The organism is Novipirellula herctigrandis (assembly GCA_007859835.1).
GTDB classification, from domain to species: Bacteria; Planctomycetota; Planctomycetia; order Pirellulales; family Pirellulaceae; genus Novipirellula_A; species Novipirellula_A herctigrandis.
This window is the reverse complement of sequence record SJPJ01000001.1, coordinates 1,506,710-1,526,073: the sequence shown is the minus strand read 5'-3', so window position 1 is coordinate 1,526,073 and position 19,364 is coordinate 1,506,710. Positions and strand designations below refer to the sequence as shown.

13 protein-coding genes are annotated in these 19,364 nt (G+C 52.5%); 4 read left to right on the top strand and 9 right to left on the bottom strand.

Annotation, left to right across the window (positions count from 1 at the left end):
- Nucleotides 1-25: 25 nt before the first annotated feature.
- From CA13_RS05455 to CA13_RS05445, 3 genes are all read right to left on the bottom strand, one after another.
- Nucleotides 26-1,240, bottom strand: a complete 1,215-nt coding sequence (locus CA13_RS05455; protein ID WP_419193970.1) for an efflux RND transporter periplasmic adaptor subunit — start codon at nt 1,238-1,240, stop codon at nt 26-28.
- 525 nt (nt 1,241-1,765) lie between these two features.
- Nucleotides 1,766-3,079, bottom strand: coding sequence for an SMI1/KNR4 family protein (locus tag CA13_RS05450; RefSeq protein WP_146394958.1), 1,314 nt, complete (start codon nt 3,077-3,079; stop codon nt 1,766-1,768).
- 138 nt (nt 3,080-3,217) lie between these two features.
- A complete protein-coding gene (locus CA13_RS05445; protein ID WP_146394957.1) occupies nt 3,218-4,957 on the bottom strand; it encodes a leucine-rich repeat domain-containing protein in 1,740 nt (579 codons plus the stop codon).
- Between the two features lie 90 nt (nt 4,958-5,047).
- Here CA13_RS05445 and CA13_RS05440 point away from each other — a divergent pair, with 90 nt between their 5' ends.
- Nucleotides 5,048-6,586 carry a sulfatase family protein gene (locus tag CA13_RS05440; RefSeq protein WP_146394956.1) on the top strand — a complete coding sequence of 513 codons (1,539 nt, stop codon included), beginning with the start codon at nt 5,048-5,050 and terminating at the stop codon, nt 6,584-6,586.
- 8 nt (nt 6,587-6,594) lie between these two features.
- Here CA13_RS05440 and CA13_RS05435 read toward each other — a convergent pair whose 3' ends face one another.
- From CA13_RS05435 to ypfJ, 3 genes are read right to left on the bottom strand one after another with little or no spacing between them, the layout of a single operon-like run.
- Nucleotides 6,595-8,913 (bottom strand): S9 family peptidase, encoded by a 2,319-nt coding sequence (locus CA13_RS05435; protein WP_146394955.1) that lies wholly within the window; start codon nt 8,911-8,913, stop codon nt 6,595-6,597.
- A 10-nt stretch (nt 8,914-8,923) separates the two neighbouring features.
- Complete coding sequence (locus CA13_RS05430; protein ID WP_146394954.1) at nt 8,924-9,148, bottom strand: SlyX family protein; 225 nt, start codon at nt 9,146-9,148, stop codon at nt 8,924-8,926.
- 6 nt (nt 9,149-9,154) lie between these two features.
- Nucleotides 9,155-10,009 carry a KPN_02809 family neutral zinc metallopeptidase gene (gene ypfJ / locus CA13_RS05425; RefSeq protein ID WP_146394953.1) on the bottom strand — a complete coding sequence of 285 codons (855 nt, stop codon included), beginning with the start codon at nt 10,007-10,009 and terminating at the stop codon, nt 9,155-9,157.
- Nucleotides 10,010-10,300: 291 nt separating this feature from the next.
- Between ypfJ and CA13_RS05420 the strand changes: the two genes are divergently transcribed.
- On the top strand, nt 10,301-11,095 hold the full coding sequence (locus tag CA13_RS05420) for a YdcF family protein (RefSeq protein WP_419193969.1): 795 nt from the start codon (nt 10,301-10,303) through the stop codon (nt 11,093-11,095).
- Between the two features lie 150 nt (nt 11,096-11,245).
- On the opposite strand, the gene CA13_RS05415 is transcribed toward CA13_RS05420, so the two are convergent.
- Nucleotides 11,246-14,317, bottom strand: a complete 3,072-nt coding sequence (locus tag CA13_RS05415; protein WP_146394951.1) for a vitamin B12-dependent ribonucleotide reductase — start codon at nt 14,315-14,317, stop codon at nt 11,246-11,248.
- 607 nt (nt 14,318-14,924) lie between these two features.
- Nucleotides 14,925-16,082 (bottom strand): alkaline phosphatase family protein, encoded by a 1,158-nt coding sequence (locus CA13_RS05410; RefSeq protein ID WP_146394950.1) that lies wholly within the window; start codon nt 16,080-16,082, stop codon nt 14,925-14,927.
- 611 nt (nt 16,083-16,693) lie between these two features.
- On the opposite strand from CA13_RS05410, the gene CA13_RS05405 reads away from it, so the two are divergent.
- On the top strand, nt 16,694-17,581 hold the full coding sequence (locus CA13_RS05405) for a WecB/TagA/CpsF family glycosyltransferase (protein WP_419193968.1): 888 nt from the start codon (nt 16,694-16,696) through the stop codon (nt 17,579-17,581).
- A gap of 195 nt (nt 17,582-17,776) precedes the next feature.
- Here CA13_RS05405 and rpmA read toward each other — a convergent pair whose 3' ends face one another.
- Nucleotides 17,777-18,022: a 50S ribosomal protein L27 gene (gene rpmA, locus CA13_RS05400; RefSeq protein WP_146394948.1), complete on the bottom strand. Its 246-nt coding sequence runs from the start codon at nt 18,020-18,022 to the stop codon at nt 17,777-17,779.
- Nucleotides 18,023-18,336: 314 nt separating this feature from the next.
- Here rpmA and tsaD point away from each other — a divergent pair, with 314 nt between their 5' ends.
- Nucleotides 18,337-19,359: a tRNA (adenosine(37)-N6)-threonylcarbamoyltransferase complex transferase subunit TsaD gene (gene tsaD, locus CA13_RS05395; protein ID WP_419193967.1), complete on the top strand. Its 1,023-nt coding sequence runs from the start codon at nt 18,337-18,339 to the stop codon at nt 19,357-19,359.
- Nucleotides 19,360-19,364 lie beyond the last annotated feature (5 nt).

Here is a 19,364-nt window from a genome sequence, read left to right as displayed (position 1 = left end):
AGAGGTTGATAGCCGACAGTGGAGGCTAGTTCGCTAAGGCGGGTTGTTGTTCGTTGATCACGACATCTTGGCCGGGACGTATCCGCTCGTTGCCTCGCGTGATTACCAGGTCGCCTTTGTTTAATTGATTACTAAGTTGTGGCGAAACCGAAATCCAACTTTTCAGCGCTGGCCCGACCTTGACTGGCACAGCCATCGCCTTGTTCTCAACAACCTTAAATACCACGGTGCTGGCTCCACCGAATTGCAGTGCGTCTTTGGGGACCAACAGTCTTGGCTCGAGCGTTCCTGCTGGTAAGGTGACGCGCGCGAGCATTCCGGGCAGTAGCCGATGACGGCCATTTTGTTTCGCATTGGCAACTCGGACACGTACCGGAAAGGATCTTGCGCGATTGTCGGCTAGCGGTACGATGCGTTCAATGGTTCCTTCGAAGGTTTGGTCGGGAAATGCCTCGACCGAGACATTGACTTTTCCGCCAAGTGTGACAAACCGAATTGCCGCTTCCGGAACGTAGACTTCGATTTCCACCGGATCGATCTCGACCACATTCGCGATCGGGTCGGCTTGCCGAACCCATGCACCGGTTTGCGTCATTTCGGCTGATACGAATCCGTTGAAAGGCGCCCGTGCCGTGTACTTTTCCAAGCGGTCCTTTAGCCCTTCGAGAAGTTGTTTTTGGACTTCCACACGCGCAACGGCTTGTTCGATTTTCTCTTTTCGAGGTCCTTCTTTTACGAGACGAAAAGAACTGTTCGCTTCGGCTACCCTGGCCGCTGCGACTAAGGCTTCGGCGCGGGCCGATTCGTATTCGTCTTGTGACATACTGGTAGATTGGTTGAATAGCGTTTTGGCGCGTTCAAGTTTCGCCTTGGCATATTGGCTATTGGCTGCTGCGACTTCGGTCAATGCTTCGGAAAGGGCAAGTTCGTCCGGTCGCGATCCGTTTCGTTGTTCCTCCAGTTCGGCTTGCCGCAGGGTCAATTCGGCTTGGGCGCCAGCGATTTCGATCTCAATCGTTTTTGTGCGAAGCTGAGAAAGGGGCTGACCTTTTTCGATTTCTTGGCCCGCTTTGACCAAAAATTCGAGCACGCGGCCATCGACGGCACTGCCGACTGTCACGCTTCGCCACGGTTTTACATTCGCCACGAAAGCCTGCTCCGCAGAAATATCTCGCTCGATGACGGGAGCTGCCACGACACTGGCGGGGCCACCGGGTTGGGCATTGGATGTCGAGGACAAGGTTATCAAACAAATGATTGGCAAACAGCAATTCAGAATTCGGCTGAACATTGGGTCAAGTAGATTGGGGGATTTGGTGGGGATCGCAGCGGTGATCTTACACCGGATGACATCAATCCGTTAGCTAGTTTATTTTGACTTCTAGAAATCGCAAAAAAACTTGTCGGAAAGCAAAAAAAAAGCGGCCGCGAGATTTCCGAGGAAGTCTCACGACCGCTTTGTTTATAAACCCGCGAGAGAAGTTCCTCGTTTTCACTTTGGCAGCAAACCCACATAAGCTGCCGCGTGTCCTGAGGTACCGCTCGTCTTCTAGCATCGGGTCGTCCACTTGGTTGACCCATGCCGGCAGTAATAGGAATCGACCGGATCGTGCTGATACTTCGGATCGTTCCGCTTCTTTGACGAGGAAAGCGTCATCGAGGTTGAAACAGTAACGATTATGCCGATTGATGCCGACCAAATCAGGTGGCTGTCATCGACCGGAGATTGGGGGGGCGGGAAGTCGGTCGGCGAGCCATCCTCTTTTCAAATTCCGTAGCGGTCAGCCAAACAATTTCGATGCGTTTTAGCTAAAGTGCTTCGCGCTGTTTGATTGGCAAATTTGGTCGCCTCGACAATCTCATCGATCAGCGGCCCGTATTGATCGATCGAATCGATGCCCAAATCCCAACCGGCTTGCATCAGACACTCAATCGACTTTGCAGCCTCATTGGAACGCTCGGCTTGTTTCGCTTGGTTGACCCAATAATCGAAGACACCTTGATGCGAGTGATTGGATTCGCCGCATCTTAACAGCGACAAATAGGGAGAGCGTTTTATGAAGTCCGAATCAAGTTTTTCCATCCGAGCAACTGAAAATTTAGCCGCATTCATTTGCGTCCAATGCGTATGCATGCGGACCGATTGATCGGTAAACGTCGAACGCATTGCACCCTGTTGGTAATAGGTGATCGCATCATGTTCGTTTCCTTGGCGTTCATGGCCGTAACCAACCAAATCCCAAGGCCATGTCAGCTCCGGTGCAAGTTCTCGGCACATCTGACTATGCGCCATGATCGTTTCCCAATCTTGTTTCTTGAAGAAGATGTCGGGAAGCTTTAGCTGTTTTTGGATTTTTTCGCGTGCCTGTTTGGGCATTCGTTTGCCATCAAACATCCATTCGACGATTTGATTCCACGCAAACCCCATTTCGCTAGCGATCTTTTTGTCGATTTTTTCAGCCCATGGTTGATCCATTGCGGCATGAATCAATTCGCATCGCACAGCAATCTCGGCCACCTGATGCGACAATAATGTCTTAGCCAAGCTCTCATCGTTAGGGGCCTCGTCGAGTAATCTGCGGACCGGCTCGGCTTGATGTTCAAATGCCCAACGAACAAGTGGGTCTTCATGGGGACGGAAACCTTCTTTGGCGTCTTCGGCAGGGATCGCCAATCGTCGATGTTTTCCCGGTAATTTGTCGACAAAGGTTTCAAAAACAATCGCATCGGCAAGACGGTTGCCCCATGGCATCCAATCGCCACCGCCATGGTACCACTGCACAATCTGGTTGGCGGCGTTATCTTGGCCGACGCGGAGGCAAAGCCAATTGCCAGCTGAATCGCCAAGAATCGGCAGCATGTCGCACTGCATCAGCCCAGGCCAAATTGCATCGGGCGATTCGCTAAGAAGGTCTTCCGGCGAAACCGGCCGATCGTATTCACTCGTCCCTTCAAGCTTCCAAATCTCGCGGTCAAACCAATCCACCAAATCGTCCGGTAGTACACATTCGTACCGCTCGGAGATCGATGAAGACCATCGTTTCGGCGTGGAATGCGAGCGGGACGTGGTAAGCGACAATGGAGTGTTAGTGTTGGGGGATCGGTGTCAGAGTGGCGTAGGTTAATGAATTGGTCTTGTCGTTCACAAGAGGAATGGGCGCAACGGGAATGGTCACACGCGGAATGAAGCCGTGTTTGCCCCTAAACGACAGTGAATTCACTGTCGCTCCGTCCGTAATTCTAGCGGATTCACTTTCACGCCGGGTCTCGCCGTTGTGAACTTTTTCAGCTGTTCGACGCTGACTTTAGTCCTTTGCACGTCAACAGCCTGTAAATTTGGCAACGACTCGATCGCGTCCATCGTTCGGTCGGAGATGTGTGTGCCAGTGAGCCAGAGCGTTTGGAGTTTTTGAAATTTACCGATTACCGTTGCCAACTCATCGTCAACGGGCGTGAAACTGAGGTCAATTTCCTCAAGGTCCACCCCGGCGGAAATCCAATCGACAATCCGACCGTCCACTGCGGTCGCTTCGAGGCTGAGTTGTTTGAGCGAGTTAACGATCGGAACCAGCCGAATGACCTCATCGCTACCGACCTTTAGCCGCGACAAATCAAGCCACTGCAACTCTTGCTGAGCCGGAATCGATCTGAGTCCCTTCTCGGTCACTTCACAACCGGCCAAACAGAGCCTCGTGATTGGCATTGTGATTGTATTGTCAAGCAAGTGTTGATCGGTGACCGATAGAAAGCCACGCAGCTGAGCGACAGTCACTTCCTGTTCGTTCGGACCGTCCATTGAGCTTTCGATTCCGTAGATCTCTGCCAATCGATGGTAAACCCACTTGCGATTCGAAGGCTTGCCGCCATCGAGCAGGAAATGAGTATGGGTAATCGCATGAGCGTACCAACGAGCTAAGTCGGAGCGTTGCTGCGCGTCGACCCGACCATCGCGTTCTAATTCGTCGAGTGGCATAAAATCGTTTCCGACCAAGATCCGATAACGTGCGTACGCCAATCGTGATGAATCCCAGCCGCCCAACGTGGCAACTCCGTCGCAGACGCCGCTAGGCCTGCCGACTGACATTGATTCAAAGTAACCTGCGATACCTTCGACGAGCCAAAATCCAGAATCCTCGCCTGGCATCTTTTGCCTCGTTGATCGAGACCGGGTTGGGCGAGTTGCTTCGCGGAATAATTGGTGAGTCAATTCGTGTCGTCGCGTCGCCACTGTCTCTTCGTGACCGGCGAAAAGAAAGATCGTTCGATTCTCGTCGCTATAAAAACCTGTCGACCGCTCCACACCGGGCATGTCGCGGCCTAGCGTTGCGATGTATTCCTTTGCATCACGCAAAAGAACCACCTGCATCTTTTTCCGTGCCGACAAGCGACTCGGTCGATGTTCGAGAAATTCGGCGATCGATTGATTGGGATCATAATCGGCCATCGTTACCGCGACTTGTTGGTTCCCTTCCCAGAGAGGGAAAAACATCTGAGTCCAAATCCAGTAACACTGTTCCATGTCTTCGGCGACACTTCGCGTTTCTTGGTCCGCGGCACGACTATAGATCACAAAGTGTGGCGTCTCGAACTCTACATAGCTGGCCCGTCGCCAACGCAGAAACGAAGGTGCCGATCGTCCGGCCGACCTTTTAATTTGGACTTTGCCTTCGAGCGGTAAACCAAAGTACCGCCGAATTGCTTTGTTGGATGGGGCGGCGTAGTGGGCTTTCCACAACCGAATGTAGGCTTGCCAAGACTTGGACAACTTCCCGTCCGAAAGCCCATCGCCAGTGATTTCATCTGCGAATCGGGCGTTGGTCACCGTTTCGACGTTACTCGATCGATTTTCTATCGGTATCACAAACGTGGTGCGGTCCGTTGCCAACGCCGACGAGCACACCAGCGTGAGAACCAGTAACTGCAAAATCGTTCGGTTGCGTGATACCGCGTTGGCCATGCTTTGGTGGATCCATTAGAATTGAAAAACGGACTTTCACTCATTATAGCCATCCCGCCTCCAACCCACCCTTAAAACGAGCGACCCACAATGCGAACATCCAAAACGAATCGGTTTTTAATCATTTTGATCTTTTTGACATGTTTAGGCTGGCTGGGGCACGTCGATGCCGCCGAGCGAAATGTGTTGTTTATTATCACCGACGATGAAAGCCCAACATTGGGGTGCTATGGCGACACGGTTGCTGCGTCCCCTTCCATTGATGCAATCGCTGCAGACGGATTGATTTTTCGCAACGCCTTTGCCACGACCGCCTCATGCAGTGCGAGCCGAAGTGTGGTGATGAGCGGCGTTCATAATCATCGCAATGGGCAATTTGGTCACCAACATCATTACCATAAATTTTCGTCGTTCCATGATGTCGTCACGTTGTCGTTGCCGCGAGTGATGGCTCGAGCGGGCTACCGAACGGCTCAAATCGGCAAATACCATGTTGCGCCGGAAAAGGTCTACCACTATGACACGTACCTCAAAGGCGATACCAGGAACGCCGTGACAATGGCTGAGGCTAGTCGAGAATTTTTGACCGACAAGGACGATCCGCGACCCTTCTTTCTCTATTTCGCAACTTCGGATCCGCATCGCGGCGGAGGTGTCGATAAGCGATCGACTAGCGAGCTGAAGCCGGACCTGTTCGGTAACAAGCCCGAAAGGAAATCTCACGAAAGCGTAAACGAAGTTTTTTTTGATCCCGATGATGTGATTGTTCCCGCGTTCCTGCCCGATACACGCGAAACTCGCGAGGAGCTTGCTCAGTATTACCAATCCTGTGCCCGGATCGATCAAGGTGTTGGACGTTTGATTGAAATTCTCAAAGAAGCGGACCTGTACGATAAGACGTTGATTGTCTTTACCAGCGACCACGGAATGGCATTTTCCGGCGGAAAGACGACGGTCTACGAAGCTGGCTTGCGAGTGCCGATGGTGGTCCGTGATCCGTATCAAACCGAACGAGGCGTCGAGTCAAACGCTTTGATCAGTCACGTTGATATCACGCCGACGCTGCTTGACTACGCAGGAGGGTTGAATGACAAGACAAACGGTCCTACGAATCCGCTCAAGCCAGGAACCTTTTGGATGGAGGAAGATGAGGCCGTTCGCGATAACCGAAATGGAGGAATGCCATTCACAAATTACCAAGGCAAATCTTGGCTTCACTGTTTAGCGAATCCTACTGAAAAGCATCACGACACGATCTTTGCATCGCATACTTTCCACGAAATCCAAATGTATTATCCGATGCGAGTCGTACGGGACGATCATTACAAGTTGATTTGGAATATCGCCCATCCACTGCCCTATCCGTTTGCGTCCGATTTATGGGTTGCCAGTAGCTGGCAGGCTCAATTCCAAAAAGGCCCTGACGCGCCGTATGGGAACAAAACGGTTGATACCTACATCCATCGGCCTGCATTCGAGTTGTATGATATTCAAGCGGACCCCAACGAGATGACGAATTTAGCGGAAAGTACGGGGCACGCGGATTTGCTGAAGAAATACCAGGATAAAATGAAGGCGATGCAAAAGGATTTGCAGGACCCCTGGCTCATCAAATGGACTTACGAGTAGTCGTCGTTCTACTTTAAGTGCTCATCCAAGAATCGCAGCATCCGTTCGCGTAAGTGACGCTTGGTCCCCTTCCGCTCTTTGATCGAATGCGAGCGATTTGGGTACGCCATCATGTCGAACGGTTTGTTCTTTGCCACCAATTCGTCGATCAACATTTCGACGGTCTGATAGTGACAATTGTCGTCGCCGGTTCCATGGATGATTAACAAATCGCCCTTCAAACCGTCGGCAAAATTGATCGGTGAACCTTCGCGATAGCCATCGACGTTCGACTGGGGCAATCCCATGTATCGCTCTTGGTAGATCGTGTCGTAGTAACGCTGGTTTGGTACCGGTGCAACAGCGATGCCGGTTTTATAAACGTCGGGATATTTGAACATCGCATGGAGTGTCGATGATCCACCGCCGCTCCATCCCCAAATGCCAACGCGTTGTGGGTCTAAATAGGGGCGATCGGCAAGGACTTGGCGAACCGCGTCGGCTTGGTCTTTTGGTCCGATGCTGCCAATTTTGCCGTAGACACTTTTGCGGAATTCACGGCCACGAGGGACCTTCGCACCCCGATTATCGAAACTCATCACCACATATCCTCGCTCGGCCAACATGCGGTGCCATAAATAAGTGCTGCCGCCCCATTGGTTTGTCACCGTCGACCCAGCGGGTTCACCATAGACATAAACGAGCAAGGGGTACGTTTTCGATGGGTCAAAACTCGCTGGCTTCATACACCACGCGTCTAGTTGCACATCGTCATTGACTGTGACTCGAAAGAACTCTGTATCGATTGATGGTAGCGCCGCCACGTTTTCGCGTGCTTTGGTATTTTCTTCTAGGACCCGAATCGAATTGTGTGTTGGCAATGAAACGAGATCGACCACCGGCGGTGATCCCGTGCGGCTGAAAGTATGGACGGCAAACTTTCCATCTTGGGCAATGTCGTAGGAATGGGTGCCGTCGGCATCAGCGGGACTGATTCGTTTTAAGCCATCACCACCGAATTTGACTCCGTACAAGTAACGCTCGGTCGCGTTGTTTGGCGAGGCGATGAAATAGAGCCGTTTGTTTTCCTCGTCCACGTGCAGCAATTGGATCACGTCCAAGTCGCCCGGCGGCGTCCATGTTGAAATGCCTGAGGACGCATCGACGATACAAATTTTACGCCAACCGCTGCGTTCACCGACCCAAGTGAATTGTTTTCCCGAATCAAACCAAAGCAATTCGTCGTGAACATCGACCCACGCGTCGTCGGTTTCGGTCATCAAGAGCTTTGTGGAACCCGAATTTGCGTCCGCGATGAATAGTTTGTTCGTATTTTGAAGCCGGTTGAGTTGTTGGATCAGCAGTTGGCTCGAATTTGCGGTTTTCTCGTCGTTTCCAGATTCCGTCGGCATCCAATCGATCCACGGGACATAGTGATCGCGATTGTCCCCCGGCAGATCCATCCATATGGTCGCTTTTGATTCAAGCGAAACGACACCGACGCGGCAAATAGGGTTCCGTGTTCCTGCTTTTGGATAAGCGAACCAAGTGACTCTGGGGTATAGCGAATCCGTGTTGTTGACGAGCGGAAACTTTTCGACGCCTTCGGTGTTGATTTGCCAAAACGCGATTCGCTTTCCATCAGGACTCCACTGAAACGCATCGCGAAGCCGGAACTCTTCTTCGTAAACCCAGTCGGTCGTCCCATTGATGATGGTGTCGGAATCTGTGAAGGTCAATGGCGTGATAGTGTCGTCCAGCAAGTCTTCGACATAGAGATTTCGGTCGCGAACAAATGTCACTTGTTTCCCGGATGGTGAAAGTTTGGCAAACATCATCGAAGATTCACTCCCTTCGCTGCCGCCGAGTTTACGAAGTTGGCGGCTGGATCGATCGAGCAACCAATAGTCGCCTCGTGAATTGACTCGCCACACTCGCTTGGAATTCGTAAAAATCAACAACAAATTTTGATCCGCGGTCCAAGCGTAGTCGTCGATCGAAAGAGGGTCCGATTCGCCTGAAGGAACGAGCTCCGCTGCGGCAACCATCACTTGCGTTTCACCCGTCGCAGCATCATGGCGAATGATGTCGTTGAATTTTGGATAGGCTTCGGAGGGTTTCAGCGTGGTGAACGCGGTCGGTCGCCCGTCGTTTTCTAGCCAACGAACGGAGTAGCTTTGCGCCGAAAATTCGCTGCCTTCAAAAATCGTTTCGATGGAAAGCGACGGTTTTGTCTGTACCGCGTCGGGGGCTTCTTGAGCGATCGCGGGGAAACAGGCCAACAAGCCTGCGAAGAAAGAAAAACAATCAATGCGAATCATGGTGCAGACGTCGAGTTCAGAGGTCAAAGTGGAGCAACTAATAATGCGGTGGCTTTTCGTCAAGCGGATCGCTGGCAGGCTCTTTGTCCGCTTTCATGTGTTTGATCTTTTCTTGCAATTGCGTGACCGTAATTTGCAGCCGATCTTGCCGCAGGGCTTGCTCGGTGACGACTTGGTTCAATTGGTCGATAACGCGTTGTAAGTGCGCAATGTGAATCTCTAATTCAATCAACCGAGCATCAAGATCAGGCTGTGGGGGCATTGAAGATTACAATTCCTGGGCTTGAAACGTGTCGCCTTGGTTAATGTCGCCCGTTTGTAGTCCCTTCATGAACCAAGTCAGCCGCTGTTCGCTGGTTCCATGGGTGAAGGATTCCGGAACGACATAACCTTGGCTTCGTTGTTGCAAGCGGTCGTCACCAATCGCCGCAGCCGCACGTAACCCCTCTTCGATATCCCCCGGTTCGAGGATCTGTTTGGTCAATTGGGCATGGTGGAACATCACACCTGCGAGAAAGTCGGCTTGAAGTTCCAATCGAACGGACGCTTCATTTGCTTCGGTTTTGCTTCGCGTTCGGCGAACCTCTTCGACATATTGGGTATGCCCCATTAAGTTCTGCACGTGATGACCAACTTCGTGTGCGATCACGTAGGCTTGTGCAAAGTCGCCGGGGGCACCAAGTTCCTTGGCCATTTGATCAAAGAACGATGTGTCGAGATAGAGCTTGCGGTCCGCCGGGCAATAGAATGGTCCTGATGCACTCGAAGCAAAACCGCACGCCGATTTAACTTTGCCACTAAATAGTACCATGGTGGGGGGCGGGTAAGCCTTGCCAAATTGTTCCTTGAAGATAGCGTTCCAGACGTCTTCGGTATCGGCCAAAACCGTTTTCGAAAACTCGCCTGCTTCGATTTCCTTTTCGGACAACTCTGCTTGGCCGCCAGCTTGAGCAGCCGGGGCTCCTTGCTGAGCCTGTTGCATCACTTTGTTCGGATCGCCGCCAAGGAAGGCGACAAACAAAGCCATAATCATCAGACCGATTCCGCCACCGACCACGGCCGGCCCGCCTACTCCACGGCGATCTTCCACATTCTCACTCTGACGACGACCACGCCAACGCATCAGCCACTCCAAATTTACAAAGAAAAGTTCTAAAAAAGTATCGCGCGCGGGTACACTCGCGTCATGATCTTAAATTAAGTTTTGCTCGTAGTATACTATTTTCGACAAGTCTATCCGCTGCATTGTAACGACCTTGATCGTTTTGGCGAGCGAGTTGTCCGTCAAAGTCTGGATTTATGGTTCCCCACGAAACACTGTCCTTTTCGCTTTATGACCGACCCCAAATCCAAAGTTTCCGTTTCCCAATCTCCCCTGCGGGCGAGTGCCGCGGGGTTTGCCTTCGGGGGTCTGTTGAATCTCGTTTTTGCCTTAGGAACGTGGGGCTACAACGGTGCTGAAATGGCGGCGGGGTGTGCGACCGACTTGGTGATGCCCGTGGGGTTGATCTGGACGTTTTCACTGATCGCAATGATCACCTTCTATGGTTGCGGAAATCGACGATCTGCAATCGCAATGGCAGGTTTGTTTTCGCTAGTCACGCTGACAGGAAACGGATCGGTTGCTTCCATGATGATCGGCTCGGTCGAAATGCCACGCAATTCGTTGTCGGCTACCGATGTACCGCTTCGATCGTTGGTGGTTTTGGGTGGAGCGATCTCGATTGCGTATGATGATGTGCCGGAACTTGGCCGTGCTGGGCAACGCATGTTCTCGACTGCCGAGTATTGGTTTTCCGATCAAACGCAAAGCATTATTTGCACCGGCACCTCGCCGGTCAGCGAATTGGGGCCGTCAAAAGCGGGCCGCATGATGCTCGAATCATTGAAAATTCCTTCAGCGGCAATCTTTGAAGTGCCCGGACATAACACGACGCAAGAAATGGAAAACTTGGCTGTATTTTTCCATTCGCCGCCCGAAGACTTTCCTTCCAAAGGAAAGATTGGTTTGGTTACCAGTGCGTTCCACATGCGGCGAGCGATGCGGTTAGCTGAAGCACAGGGGCTTGATTTTATCCCGCTGCCGTGCGGCTACGATTCGCCGGCATCGTACGAGTGGACGCCCCGTGCACTCGTCCCTAAAGCAGACGCGATGGGGGTTTTTTCAAGAGCGTTAAAAGAACGGTTGGCAAAAATCGTTGGTCGATAGAGATCGGCTTTCTCGTTGAACCCATTTGCCGATTCAGCACCGTTGCTGGTAAACCTCGTTGTTGCATGTTGCTCTGCGAGGGCTCCAGCAAAAAAAGCCACCGGAGTGATCCGGTGGCTTTCATGCGATTTTCCATTAGCCAATTGCGAGTTAGCTGCAGCCCATGCTATTGCCACAGTTGTGGCAAAGGTAACAGTTGCCATTGCGGACAGTGATGGATCCGCAATTGTCACATGACGGTGCATCCATTTGGAACCGAGCGAATTGTTCGCCTTGCGAGGTGACCGATGGATCGTTGTCCTCTAACGCTCGGCTATGTCCGTTGGTGGCGGCATGCCCATTGTTATTGCCGTTGCTGATCGACTCTGGCAAACTTGCTAAAAAAGTTGCACGTTCAGCGATCGCAACCGCAGCACCGGCGTCTTCTTTTAGCCCTTCGATCACTCGGTTGGTTGTTGGAGCCACAGGACCGTTGCCGGACTTTTCGGGTGAACTAGCCGAAGGCGAGTAATCGCCACTGCCGCTCATGAACGTCAATCCCAACCAACGCGCGATGTAGTCGACAACGCTCTTCGCAATGCGGATGTCCTTGTTGCTCGTCATCCCCATTGGTTCAAATCGAGTGTGGCTGAATTTGTTAACAAGTACTTCGAGTGGTACGCCGTATTGAAGGGCGATCGAAAGTGCCGTCCCAAAGCTGTCCATGATCCCGCCGATCGTCGACCCTTCTTTGGCCATCGTGATGAACATTTCGCCTGGACGTCCATCAGGATAGAGTCCAACACACAAGTAACCTTCGTGCCCTGAAATGCTGAACTTATGGGTCAAGCTTTGACGCGTGTCGGGCAAACGTTCGCGGCGAGGTTTGTAGACGACCTTTTCAACCACCTTGGTCGTTGTGCCGGCCGATGCCTTCTCATCTTCTTGGTCGTCTTGCTTCGTATTGAGCGGTTGTGATTGCTTGCTGCCGTCGCGGTAAATGGCAATCGCCTTCAAGCCAAGTTCCCAACCCCAATAATAAGCGTCAGCGATGTCTTTTGGTGTGACATCATTGGGCATGTTGACGGTCTTGCTAATCGCACCGGACAAAAACGGCTGTGCCGCCGCCATCATCGATACGTGAGCTTGCCATGCGATACTACGAACGCCGTTGGCAGGTTTGAAGGCACAATCGAACACCTTCAAGTGCTCGGGGTCCAAATCCGGTGCCCCTTCGATCGTGTCATGTTCATCGATGAATGCCAAAATACCTTCGATTTGAGCTTCGTCGTAACCGAGTTTCTTTAGTCCCAATTTCACGGTTTGGTTGACGATCTTTAGCATCCCGCCGCCGGCGAGCTGCTTGTATTTGACCAATGCGATATCCGGCTCGATGCCAGTCGTGTCACAGTCCATCATGAAGCTGATTGTGCCGGTCGGTGCTAGCACGGTCGCTTGTGCGTTACGGAAACCGTATTTTTCGCCAATTTTGAGCACTTCATCCCAAAGGTCTTGAGCGGCCTGTTTCAGTTCCGCAGGGCCCTCGTCGTTGATGGAATCGCATGCATCGCGGTGCATCTGCATCACGTTCAACATCGGCACTTCGTTTTCCGCGTAGCCATCGAATGGACGGACAACACCGGCGATTTCGGCACTGGTTCGGTTCGCTTCGCCATGAAGTAGTGCAGTTAGCGAACCACACATACCGCGAGCAGAATCGGAATCGTAAGCCAATCCGGCCGTCATCATCAAACTGCCTAGATTCGAATAGCCAAGCCCAAGAGGACGGAATTTGTGGCTATTGCGAGCGATCGGCTCAGTTGGATAGCTGGCGTGGTCGACCAAGATTTCTTGCGCGATAAAGAACAATCGAGATGCAGCGCGGAATCGCTCGACATTGAATTTGCCGCTTTTATCGACGAATTTCATCAAATTGATCGAAGCTAGGTTACAAGCGGTGTCGTCGAGGAACATGTACTCGCTACACGGATTACTCGCGTTGATCGAACCGCTGTTGGGGCAGGTATGCCACTTGTTGATCGTCGTGTCGTACTGAACGCCCGGGTCGCCACAATGCCATGCACATTCGGCCATCTTATTGAGCAGTTCTCGAGCGTCGTATTGTGGCGCTTCGCCGACGGTTTTTGAATCAATCCATCGAGTTTGGAACGTCTTTTTGTCACGGACCGTTTCCATGAAATCGTCCGTCACACGCACCGACAAGTTGGCGTTTTGGAAACAAACGCTGCTGTAAGCTTCGCCGTTGAAGTTCGACTCGTAGCCTTCGCGGATCAAAGCGTGAGCCTTCTTTTCTTCATTCCATTTGCACTCAATAAATTCAAGCACATCGGGATGCCACACTTTCAGCGACTGCATCTTCGCGGCACGGCGAGTCTTGCCGCCACTTTTAACAACGCCAGCGATCGAATCGTAAACACGCATGAACGAAAGCGGGCCCGACGGTGTGCCACCACCGGACAATAATTCGCGTTGCGACCGAATCGTTGACAAGTCGGTACCCGTCCCCGAGCCGAATTTGAACAACATCGCTTCGCTGCAAGCTAACCGCATGATGTCTTCCATGTTGTCGTCCACCGATTGGATGAAACATGCTGACCCTTGCGGATACTCGTAGGGGTTTTCGGGTTGAGCGGTCGTTTGCTCGGCTTCGTTCCAGTGCCAATTGCACTTGTCGCCGGTGACACCGTATTGAGTATGCAGCCCGACGTTGAACCAAACGGGACTGTTGAAGGCACCATGTTGGTGCAAACATAGCCACGTCAGGTCACGGTAAAAATTTTCGCCGTCTTCAGGTGATTCGAAGTAGCCGTCTTGGAGTCCCCAATCGGTGATCGTGCGAGTAACCCGGTGGATCAATTGACGAACACTTCGCTCACGCTCCTCCGTGTTACTAGGGTCGCCGTAGAAGTACTTTGATACAACGACATTCGTCGCTAATTGGGTCCAAAACGCGGGGACTTCGCAGTTGTTTTGCTCGAACAGAGCCTTGCCTGATTCGTCCTTGATCGAGGCGCTTCGCTGATCCCATTTGGTCGTTGCGAACGGCGTCTTGCCATCATCGGGACAAAACTTCGTTTCGATCTTCAAACCGCTTTCGGTGCGGCCTAACTTATTGCCGAACTGGGTTCTTGCGTACTCGACACCGTGTTGCGCGTTCACTCGTTCAAGCGCGGGGTCGGATGTGGGGCTATCGGGGGTGGTTGCTGACAATACCGTGGCCATACCTTTAAGACTCCTGAAGGGGGTTCGTCCGTGGGGCGCGTGTCGGGTGCCAAAGCGTTTTTTCGCGTTCCTCGCGAAGCACCGGAGACTCACCAGTCATAACAATAATTTATAAACATTTGTCCACTATTCGTGGCAAGTGTGGCTCGGCGTGGCTTCTGAGAATCCTGGTGAATAGTAGGACGAATCCGTTCTCACGACTCAGAGCGAAGGGTTTCCCTAATCGCCAATGCCATCACTACCGGTAGTGGTGATTCGCTCGCGAACGCACTACATGTGGACAACGAGGGGAATCTTAGAGATTCACAGGCGTGTGTCAAACCAAATTTTTCATGGCTCGTTAAGTCGTTGTATTCGCTCACTTTAGGAAAAACCTTTTGATGGTGGTCAACATGTCACAATCGACCGATGAGCTTCCTAAGTCATTGCCATGTTAAGAGTTAGTGAATTTTGATAGCAAATCACTAGGCAAGGTGGAAAAGTTGTCGGAATCTGGAAAAATCTCCGGCCAAGCAGGCCACTTTGGTAAAGTGGGAGTTTTGGGTTGAGTTGGCTGTGGCCGGTTGTAGTGGAAACAATGAATGCGGAAGATTTGGCGTCGTGGAAGCTATTGCAGCTTGTCGATTACATCGGGTCTGACGCGGCTGACATCGTTGTGGTCTTCGACGTCGTCTGGCTTCAGAAATAGCGGTGTCTTGCCATCGTTTTGCTGGACCATGTACCACCGCGATGTCGTGACAGCGTACTCACCATCGCTGGACGACGTTTCCACTCGCGGCACATATTCGTCATCCCTTTTGGGCCACTGTGCCGGATCGATAATCGCGCGATTCGAATCGACCATGTCGGCTAAAATCTTTGCAATGTCGGTCGCGCAAGTAAGGCTTCCGTTTCGGATCGGAGCACCGCGACCGATGATCAGTGGTAATCGATGATGGCAACTTCTTAGCGGTCCAGCACGATGGCCGATCCATCCGTTTTGGCCCAAGCTCATTCCGCTGGTCCCCAGCAGGACGACGGTGATGCCAAGTGGTTCGGCAACGTCCATCAGCAGCCCGATCATCTGGTCAAACAATTGCACTTGGCATCCGTAGGTTCGCATCCACGAAACGATCGCATCGGGATGTTCGTTCGAAGCTAGCTGCAACATCGGCGGCGTGACTTGATTGTGAATCCATGGCGGCGGTGCAGTCGAATCAGACGCTTCAACAGCAGAGGGGTCAGGCAAATACGCTGTTTCCTCTGATGGTTCTTCCTCGTCAATGTCCTGTTCTTCGTCGGGGATGAGCCACCGCGGGGCGTCCCAAACAGTAGCGAGCGATTGCGTGTGCAGCCAAATCGCACTCCAAGGCGACTCGCCTTCAATACGGTCCAAAAGTGACGCAAACAACTCGGCGAGCAGCGTTTCTTCGATCTCTTCACACGGCGGATCGCTGGCCGTCGGCGGCTCACGACGAACGAATAACGCGGTATCGAACGCACGAGTGAATCGATTGTCATTCAGCCGCAGGTTGTCCGACATAAGTTCAACCGGGCCGTTTGCTCGCCAAGCATCGAGCCAAGTGGGGGATGCATCATCATTGGCCCAAATTTGTCGAACGACTTCCACCGGATCATCGCGGGTGGCGATCAACCGGTCCCACAGTACACCCTCGGCCGCGATCGCATCGATCGCGGGAGTTGGGTTCCACGAAGATCCGTAGCAGCCGAGTGCTGCGGTTGCGAGTCCTTCGGCCGAGATTACGATCAGTTTGCGGTTGGTCATGGTCGAAAGTTATAACCCGTGGGACGTTTCGTCGTCACCTCCCAGCGTATGAGCTTGACTCATTCAATTGCTCGCTTTTGTGCGTGTTAAACGGTGAGGCATCGTTTGATCGGTTCCGATGGCCATCACTCGACAGCCAACAACCCGATGGCTGCCAACAACCCGATGGCTGCCAACAACCCGTGGCCGTGGGGGCTTTCGAGAGTGCGCTCATGAGCTCGTAGTGGAATTTATTCGCCCAGGACGATCGCAATCGTCTCGACACGGAACGTGCCTGCTCGGTTGGTCTGGCTGATCAGGAAAGTGTTGGAGCGACGCTGGTGAGTTTTGACGACAGCCGCTTTGCCGGCATATCGATCGCTACGCCTGCTACAATTCGCACAATCGTTGCGACGCGGAAACCTTTAGGTAGGTATGCCACTGAGTGTGTCACTTTCTTGGCCTGCGCTGCACTCTTTTGTAACCTAGACTCTAGGTGCCAGGGGTACACTCGTTTTCCTTTATCCTGATGATGATCCAAGATGAATCTAACTTCGTCGCCCGTTGCTATTTTCGAGGTCGAGCCAGCTATGTCTTCTGAAGAGCCAGCTATGTCTTCTGAAGAGCCAGCAATGTCTTCTGAAGAAATTGCGTCCTCCGAAGAAACTGCTGCTATGGATGCAACCAAGAGCCGGCCGACAGTATTGGCTCCTAGATCGTCAGCGCGGAGCTGGGTTTGGGATGTTCCGTTTGATCCATTGACGCTTAGTGGGTCCGTCGATCGGATTGAACAGATGATCCAATACGGGATGGACACTGGTACGCCAAGTTATGTGATTACAGCGAACTTGAACTATTGCATGTTGCACCATCAAGAACCGGAACTGCATCAAATCACCAACGATTGTGGTTTGATTTTGGCCGACGGGCATCCGATCGTTGTTCGCAGTCGACTCAGTGGCAAGCGGTTGCCCGAACGAGTCGCCGGTAGCGAACTGATTTATGATTTGGCCGAACGTTGTGGCGAGCGTGGGTGGGGGATCTATTTTCTTGGCGGCGAGCCAGGCGTTGCTCAGCAGTGTGCCGATAAGTTGGCGGCGGACTATCAAGGACTAAGAATCGCGGGCGTCGAATCGCCACCATTCCGAGTGCTCACCGAGCGAGAGCAACGCGAACAAGATGCTCGGATCATGAATTCCGGTGCCCAAGTGTTGCTTGTCGCATTCGGTCAGCCGAAAGGCGAAAAGTGGATTCACGCCAACTACAAACGGCTCGGTATTCCCGTGAGCATCCAGCTAGGTGCCTCGTTCGATTTTGTCGCTGGGAAATCCAGCCGCGCTCCCGATATTTGGCAAAAGCTAGGCTTGGAATGGATGCACCGAATGATGAGTGATCCCAAGCGATTGGGGCCACGCTACGCTGCCAATGCCATGTTCCTCTGCGGCAGATTGGTCGAAGATTGGAAGCGATTGGTCACCCGATGGGGGATGGGCGATTGGAGCGACCAGAGAAGAGGCTAGAGCGAACAGGCAGAACATGGACGTTCGCAATTAGGCCCGAATGGCGTCCGCGATGGTCCGGATGGTGCCCGATCGCACCATGTGGAGGACTTTCATGGAGAATGGTGCTGAATAGCAACAGGCTGGGTACCAACAGGCTGGGTACCAACAGGCTGGGCATGAGCGCCAAGCCTACCGGTTCTTCTTCGCCAAGCCTTAGCCAGCGACGACGTTGATTCGGCGTCCTTCGCGATCAAACATGACTTTGCCGTCGACGAGGGCGAACAGGGTGTAGTCGTTGCCTTGTCCGACACCTTTTCCAGGATGAAACTTAGTACCAACTTGGCGTACCAAAATATTGCCTGCGGTGACGGCTTCGCCGCCGAATTTCTTTACGCCACGGCGTTGTGCGTTCGAATCGCGACCGTTTCGGCTCGAACCTTGCCCTTTCTTATGTGCCATTTGTACTGCCTTTTATCAAAATTGCTGGATTTTTCTGAATTGGTTGGTTTTGGAAGCCACGAAATGTAGCGACTTGGTCCCGTTTGTTCAAGTCGGCACGCATTCGATCCTGGGCGAATCTGTTATACCCAATTATGCAAATTTGCCGTTTTCAGTTCGACCACAATCCTCTGGTGACCGCGAGCTAACGCTCGTTTGGGGGAGCGATTAAGAATAGGATTACCATTAAGATGATGGCTCAGGGGTAGAGATAGCGACAAGATTTGACCATTTTTGGGCTTTTTGAGACACCGTTTTAGGGCTTTTGAGACACAGTGCCGATCCTCACGATTGAATCGACTTGCGACGAGACGGCTGCCGCCGTGATGGATGACCAATGCCGTGTTTTGGGCGAGTGTATTGCCACTCAAGAAGCCCTTCACGAGCGATTTGGCGGGGTTGTGCCAGAAGTCGCCGCTCGGGCCCATTTGGAAAGAATCCTGCCGGTCATTGATACAGCGATTCGGCAAGCGGGCATTTCACCCGGGGCTATCGAAGCGATTGCGGTTGCGGATCGTCCAGGCCTTGCCGGATCGCTTTTGGTCGGCGTCATTGCGGCCAAGACACTCGCAATTGCTTGGGAAAAACCGCTCGTCGCGATCAACCATTTGCATGCACATTTATACGCCTGTCAATTGGCCAGCGACGAAGTCGTCTATCCTTGTATCGGACTGGTTGTCAGCGGCGGGCACACATCGCTTTATCATTGCACCAGCCCTCTCGATTTGGAGTACCTTGGTGGTACGATCGACGACGCTGCGGGCGAGGCGTTTGATAAGGTCGCCACGATGCTAAGTCTCGGTTTCCCAGGCGGACCGGCAGTCGCCAAGTTGGCCGAGACAGGAAACCGATCTGCCTATCGATTCCCGCGATCGATGATTCACGAGGATCATTTTAACTTCAGTTTCAGCGGGCTCAAAACAGCCGTCCGGTATGCGATTGTCGGTCCTGGGCAACAGGATTTTTCTGCTTTGAAAATCGCTGAATCGGTCAAAGCCGACATTTCGGCTTCCTTTGAAGCTGCCGTCATTGATGTGTTGGTCAACAAAAGTCGACGCGCGATTGCCAAATACGGTTGCCCCTATTTGATCGTCGGTGGCGGAGTGGCAGCAAACAAACACCTAAGAGAAAAGTTGCTTCAGGCCGCTGCGGAAGATGGGTTTCGCGTCACCATCGCGCCGATAAATCTGTGTACCGATAACGCTGTGATGGGAGCGATTGCATGGGAAAAAATTCGCCGCAGTGACTTCGCTGCGCTCGATCTCGACATCACCCCAGGGTTGCAGCGAGGTTTCTAGTTCTC